At 67.6% G+C, this 6,124-nt stretch carries 5 protein-coding genes and 1 pseudogene; 5 read left to right on the plus strand and 1 reads right to left on the minus strand.

Annotated elements, in window-relative coordinates; all coding sequences use genetic code 11:
* Window positions 1–321 (minus strand): annotated as a pseudogene (locus AC36XV_RS03310) (hypothetical protein); the annotation flags it as partial.
* Window positions 322–762: 441 nt separating this feature from the next.
* Here AC36XV_RS03310 and AC36XV_RS03315 point away from each other — a divergent pair.
* From AC36XV_RS03315 to AC36XV_RS03335, 5 genes are all read left to right on the plus strand, one after another.
* Window positions 763–1,395, plus strand: coding sequence for a hypothetical protein (locus tag AC36XV_RS03315; RefSeq protein ID WP_492202252.1), 633 nt, complete (start codon window positions 763–765; stop codon window positions 1,393–1,395).
* A gap of 88 nt (window positions 1,396–1,483) precedes the next feature.
* Complete coding sequence (locus AC36XV_RS03320; protein ID WP_492202253.1) at window positions 1,484–1,732, plus strand: hypothetical protein; 249 nt, start codon at window positions 1,484–1,486, stop codon at window positions 1,730–1,732.
* Between the two features lie 373 nt (window positions 1,733–2,105).
* A complete protein-coding gene (locus AC36XV_RS03325; RefSeq protein ID WP_492202254.1) occupies window positions 2,106–3,101 on the plus strand; it encodes a 3-oxoacyl-ACP synthase III family protein in 996 nt (331 codons plus the stop codon).
* 144 nt (window positions 3,102–3,245) lie between these two features.
* Window positions 3,246–4,658: a M16 family metallopeptidase gene (locus AC36XV_RS03330; protein ID WP_492202255.1), complete on the plus strand. Its 1,413-nt coding sequence runs from the start codon at window positions 3,246–3,248 to the stop codon at window positions 4,656–4,658.
* Window positions 4,659–4,669: 11 nt separating this feature from the next.
* On the plus strand, window positions 4,670–6,085 hold the full coding sequence (locus tag AC36XV_RS03335; RefSeq protein ID WP_492202256.1) for a M16 family metallopeptidase: 1,416 nt from the start codon (window positions 4,670–4,672) through the stop codon (window positions 6,083–6,085).
* Window positions 6,086–6,124 lie beyond the last annotated feature (39 nt).

The following is a 6,124-nucleotide window of genomic DNA, read 5'->3' on the forward strand; positions in this document are numbered from 1 at the left end:
GCCCCGCTGCATGGACTCGCTCGTGAGGGGGAGGTCCTCCAGCGCGCGGGCCGCCCGCACCCGCTGGCGGCAGGCCCCGAGGTCGATCCCCGTGACGAAAGAGAGCCAGTGCGCGCAGGTCCGGTGGCCGGCCAGCTCCCATCCTCTGAGTCGGTCGTACTCGGCGAGGAGCGCCAGCAGGCGGTGGTCTCCCGCATGAAGGTGGGCGGCGAGCACCGTGATCTCCTCCTCCAGGGTCTCCACACGCTCGAGGTCGGGATCGAGAGCAGCAGTGTAGGCGGCGACGGACTCCCGGACGAAGGGCGAAGCGAATTGAACCATCGAGTGCGACCTCCCGTGAAAACCGAACATGTACCGAACATACATCCCCAATATACAGCCCCCGTTTTCGGCCTCTGAGGATCGCGCGAGGGGTGTTTCAGGGGGTTCGGAGGTCGAAGGGGTCGCAACGAAGCGCGGACGGAGGATAGGCGCGGGGCGAGGCCTGCCCGAGACCCGAACCATGAGAGGTCGCGGAGCCGACGACACCCGTACCCCGAAATCCGTCAATCCCCCTTGTGACAGTTCGGCTGCGGGTGCGGCACTGGCCGGCCGGCAGCGGTGCGTCCGGCGAGGTCCCATTCAAACAACTTCCCGGTCCGTAGGCATCACAATGCCAAAGCAAACAGGCGACGAATCCGCCGAGGGCACGATCCGGAGAAGCAGCCGGCGAGGACCCATGCGTGGACCGACGCCAGCCCCCCGAAGAGGAGGATGAAGAGGATGAGGAATACGCTGAAGACCCTCGTGCGGCCGGCCGCCCTGGCCGCCGTCCCGCTGCTGATCGCCACCGGAATCGCCGTCGCCGGTCCGCCCTGGATCAGCCTGGAGTATCCGCCCAACCGGCTGGATCGGCAGACCCGTGGCGCACTCGCCGTGGTTCACATGTATCACCACGAGCACCAGGGACAGTTCCCGGTGGAAGGCACGGCCGAGGGAGTGGTGGACGGAGCCAGGGTCTCCATCCCGCTGAAGTTCACTCCGGTGGGTGAGAGCGGTGCGTGGGCCGTGTGGGGCGACATTCCCGAGGAAGGCAACTGGGTGCTCGCGATTCACGGCACGGACGGGGTGACCCGGGCCGAGGTGTCGATCCTGGCCGCCCTGGCGGCCGGCAACCGCGAGGTCTCGCTCGTGAAGGTGCCCAGGGCCAGCGAGGGCAACTGGCCGCGCCTCGCCGCGGACGCCGACATCGAGTCCATGCTGCGCACGGCAGCGGTCATGGCCGAAGTGCAGGGAAGCTCGCCCTTTCGATCGATCACCGTGGGCGAGGCCGCCATGGGCTTCGGCGGCGCCCTCCTGCTCCTCCCCCTCGGAGTGGCGGCGCTCCGGAGGCGCAGCGCGGACCCGATCGCCTGAACAGAGGCGGTACGCCCGGTCAGCCCGTCGCTCCGGCGAGCGGCGGGCCGACCTTCCCTTCCGCGCGGCACGGTAGCATTACTGGAAGATGAAGATCAGCGAATGGCACCCGGTTCAGCTCGGCCTCTTCTGGGTTTTACTCGCCGCCTTCGGGCTCCCGGTATGGCTCGGTCTTTCCCTCATCGCCGACTTCATCACGGGCCGGTACCCCTACCAGCGCTGGTTCGAGTCCGTTCCGATCGCCCTGGCGTTCGTGGTGGTGTTTCTCGTCGTGGCCCTGGGGATGACGGTCACCTGGAGGTGGCTGGATTCCCGCCCGCCCGGACCGGGCGCCTGACCGGTTCCCTGGCCCGCTCGCCGCGGCCCCGTTGCGTCCGATCCGAAGTTGCGCCGCACCGCCCATCGTAGCATGTTGCGAAGCGACGTCCCCCCGTCGTACCGGCCCCACTTTTCGTCACCCCCGGTGACTCGGTTTCGTGCAGGTAGTACGGGCAGTGGAGGCGTTCCATGTTGTGGTACTGGATCACGGTGATCACCGCGATCTTCGTCGTGTGCGCGATCGTCGCCTGAAGATCTCCCGCCGCGATTTCTGACGTCGTCATCCCTTCTGGGGAGCCCGCCTCGGCCGCTTCCGCTCTCCGGCGTGCGTCCGGCACTCGGGGGGGACTAGATTGGGTCTTCACGTCCAACCCCCGGAGGCCGAGGCAGCCATGATCCGCACTGAATTCATCTCCACCGGCATGTACGTTCCCGATCGCGTCGTCACCAACCGGGAGCTCGAGACCTACATGGACACTTCGGACGAGTGGATCCGACAGCGGTCCGGTATCGAGGAGCGACGGTGGGCGGCGGAGGATGAAGGCGGTTCGGACATGGCGCGGGTGGCGACCGAACGCGCGCTCGAGGCGGCCGGCATGGAGGCGGAGGAGCTGGACTGCATCGTTCTCGCCACCCTGAGCCCCGACCATTTCTTCCCGGGCACCGCGGTCTTCCTGCAGCGGAAGCTCGGAATCACCGACATCCCTTGCCTCGACATCCGGAACCAGTGCACGGGCTTCATCTACGGCCTCGAGGTCGCCGACTCGTTCATCCGGACGGGCCGATACCGTCGCATCCTCCTCGTCGGCACCGAGGTGCACTCTTCGGGCATCGTGCTCTCCACGGAGGGACGCGACACCGCGGTGCTGTTCGGCGATGGGGCCGCGGCCGCCATCCTCGGCCCGACGGAGGAAGAGGACCGGGGGCTCCTGGCCGTGACCACCCACGCCGATGGCCGGTTCGCCGAGAAGCTCTGGGCCCCCGCTCCCGCCTGCGTCCGAAAGCCCTTCGTGACGAAGGAGATGATCGACGAGGGTCTGACCATGCCGAAGATGGAGGGACGTGAGGTCTTCAAGCACGCGGTGACGAAGATGCCCGCCGCTCTGCTCGAGGTGCTGGACCAGGCGGGGCACGCGCTGGATGACCTCGACATGGTGATCCCGCACCAGGCCAACCTGAGAATCGCTCAGGCGGTCGCGAAGGGGCTCGGCCTGCCGGATGAGAAGATGTACAACAACATCATGCGGTACGGAAACACCACGGCGGCCAGCATCCCGATTGCCCTGCACGAGTGCGTGGCGGAGGGACGGATCCAGCGCGGGGACCTCGTCGGCTTCACGGCGTTCGGTTCCGGCTTCACCTGGGGCGGCGCCCTGGTCCGCTGGTAGGGCGGGGGGCGGCGGGCGTTCGGTTCCGGTGAAACCGGGAGCCGCCGATCTACGCGGTAGGTCGGGTTTGGGTGTTCCGTAACACGTATGTAGGTTCCGGCTTTGCACGCCGCTCCCGAATCCTTGCACCGGAGGAGCCACACGATGCGGGATAGCAGCCGATGGAGAGGTCTCGCGCTCGCGGGACTCACGTTCGCCCTGGGCGCCTGCCAGTCGGCGGACGACGCGTCCGTAGCGCTCGACACGACGTTCGCGGTACCGGTCGAGTACTACGAGCTCGACAATGGACTCAAGGTGGTCCTGTCGCCCGATCAGACCGCGCCGATCGTCACCGTGGCGGTCTACTACAACGTGGGCCTCCGGCTGGAGCCGAGGGACCGCACCGGCTTCGCGCACCTGTTCGAGCACATGATGTTCCAGGGCTCCGAGAACCTGGGGAAGATGGAGTTCGTGTCGCTCGTCCAGAACGTGGGCGGCGTCCTCAACGGCTCCACGCGGCTCGACTTCACCAACTATTTCGAGATCGTGCCGGCCCACAAGCTCGAGACGATGCTGTGGGCCGAAGCCGACCGGATGAAGGGGCTCGACATCACGCAGGAGAACCTGACGAACCAGCAGGGCGTGGTGATGAACGAGGTGAAGGTGAACGTGCTGAACCAGCCGTACGGCGGGTTCCCGTGGCTCGACATGCCCCAGCTGGCCAACGAGAACTGGTTCAACGCGCACAACTTCTACGGCGAGCTCTCGGACCTCGAGGCCGCCACGCTGGAGGACGTGCAGGAGTTCTTCGACACGTTCTACGCCCCGAACAACGCGGCCCTCGTGGTGGTCGGCGATTTCGACCCGGCCGAGGCCCGCGGGTGGATCGATCAGTACTTCGGGCCCATCCCGGCCGGCCCGGAGGTGCCCGAGTTCGACATCAGCGAGCCGAGGCAGGAAACCGAGAAGCGGGCCAGCCGGGTGGATCCGCTCGCCCCTCGCCCCGCGCTGGCGTTCGCGTACCACACGCCGGAGCGGAACACGCCCGAGTACTGGGCCTTCGGCCTGATCCACCAGATCCTGGTGAGCGGCGAGGACTCGTGGCTGCACCAGCGGCTCGTGCAGGAGGAGGGCTTCACGGCGGGCGTGAGCGGCAGCATGAACGACCTCGGCAACATGTACAACTACTCCGGGCCCAACCTGTGGACGGTGTCCGTGTACCACGACGCCGACGTGAGCGAGGACGACATCCTGGCCGCCGCCGATGAGGTGATCGCCCGCATCGTGGACGAACCGGTCGATGAGGCGACGCTGGACCGGGCGCGCACGAAGGCCAAGTCCAGCCTGTATGGTTCGATCGAGAGCACGTTCGGCTTCGGGCGGGCGGACCTTCTGGCCGCATTCGCCCTCTTCGACGATGACCCGGCCCGGATCAACCGGATCGAGGCGGAGTTCGAGGCCGTGACGCCGGAACGGATTCAGCAGACGGCGCGGGAGTACCTGCGCTCCACCAACCGGTCGATCTTCACGATCGAGCCCGGCGCCGCGGACGGCTCCGCGGGCGCCGGCATGCGATGAGGAGGCGTACGATGAGACAGACCACCAGACGCCTCGCCGGGTTCGTGGCAGCGCTCGCGCTGGCCGCAGGAGGCGGACTCGGGCCACGAGTCGGGACCGCCTCCGCCCAGGAAATGCCGCCGGAGGGCGGGCAGCCGAAGGATTTCCAGCTCGCTGAGCCGGTCGAGTTCACGCTCTCCAACGGCCTCGGGGTCACCATGGTGCCGTACGGCAACATGCCCAAGGTGGCGGTGCAGCTGGTCATCCGGACCGGCAACATCGACGAGGCGGCGAACGAGGTATGGCTCGCCGACCTGATGGGCGACCTGATGAAGGAGGGCACGGCCACGCGAAGCGCCGAGGACATCGCGCTCGAAGCGGCCGCCATGGGCGGATCGGTGAACATCGGCGTGGGGCTCGACCAGTCCAGCGTCACCGGACAGGTGCTGGCCGAGTACGGCCCCGAGCTCGTGGAGCTGATCGCCGACGTGGCCCTGAGCCCGGCCTTCCCGGAATCCGAGCTCGAGCGGCTGAAGGCGGACCGGATCCGGCAGGTGAGCATCTCGAAGCAGGGGGCGCAGGCGCAGACGATGGAGCGCTTCCGCGCCGTCATGTACCCGGACCATCCGTACGGGCGCACCTATCCCACCGAGGACATGCTACGGGGCTACACGCTCGAGCAGGTCCGCGGCTTCTACGAGGCCAACTTCGGGGCCGCACGCTCGCACATCTACGTGACCGGGATGTTCGACGAGGGCTCGATGCGCAGCGCGATCGAGCAGGCGTTCGGGAGCTGGCAGGAAGGTCCGCCGCCGACGGTGAACGTGCCGGAGCCGGTGACCGGTCGGGCCGTGCACGTGGTGGACCGGCCCGGCGCTCCACAGTCCACGATCTACGTGGGGCTCCCGACGATCGACCCTTCGGACGAGGACTGGGTGGCCCTCCAGGTCGTCAACCAGCTGCTCGGCGGGTCGTTCGCCTCGCGCATCACCCGCAACATCCGCGAGGACAAGGGCTACACCTACTCGCCCTTCAGCCAGGTGTCGACCCGGTACCGCGACGCCTACTGGGTGGAGACGGCCGACGTCAGCACGGACGTCACCGGAGCCTCGCTGGACGAGATCTTCTACGAGATCGAACGCCTGCAAGACGAGCCTCCGCCGGAGGAGGAGCTGGCCGGGATCCAGAATTTCATGGCCGGGATCTTCGTGCTCCAGAACTCGAGCCGCTTCGGCATCGCGGGCCAGCTGGCGTTCATGCGTCTGCACGGCCTTCCCGACGACTGGCTCGAGACCTACGTGGACCGGATCTACGCGGTGACGCCCGAAGAGGTGCAGCGCATCATGCGAGAATACATTCGGCCGGAGGACATGCTCTTGGTGGTCACCGGAGATCGCTCGCAGGTCGAGGAGCAGCTCGTCGAGTTCGGCACCCCGGTCGTCGACTAGGGGCGGCCCGGGCCACACTCGTACCGGGCGGCCGGGGCC

Source organism: Candidatus Benthicola sp. (assembly GCF_058719085.1).

Coding starts and splice junctions, on each gene's coding strand:
- AC36XV_RS03315 (WP_492202252.1), top strand. CDS start 763: ATGAGGAATACGCTGAAGACCCTCGTGCGGCCGGCCGCCCTGGCCGCC.
- AC36XV_RS03320 (WP_492202253.1), top strand. CDS start 1,484: ATGAAGATCAGCGAATGGCACCCGGTTCAGCTCGGCCTCTTCTGGGTT.
- AC36XV_RS03335 (WP_492202256.1), top strand. CDS start 4,670: ATGAGACAGACCACCAGACGCCTCGCCGGGTTCGTGGCAGCGCTCGCG.
- AC36XV_RS03325 (WP_492202254.1), top strand. CDS start 2,106: ATGATCCGCACTGAATTCATCTCCACCGGCATGTACGTTCCCGATCGC.
- AC36XV_RS03330 (WP_492202255.1), top strand. CDS start 3,246: ATGCGGGATAGCAGCCGATGGAGAGGTCTCGCGCTCGCGGGACTCACG.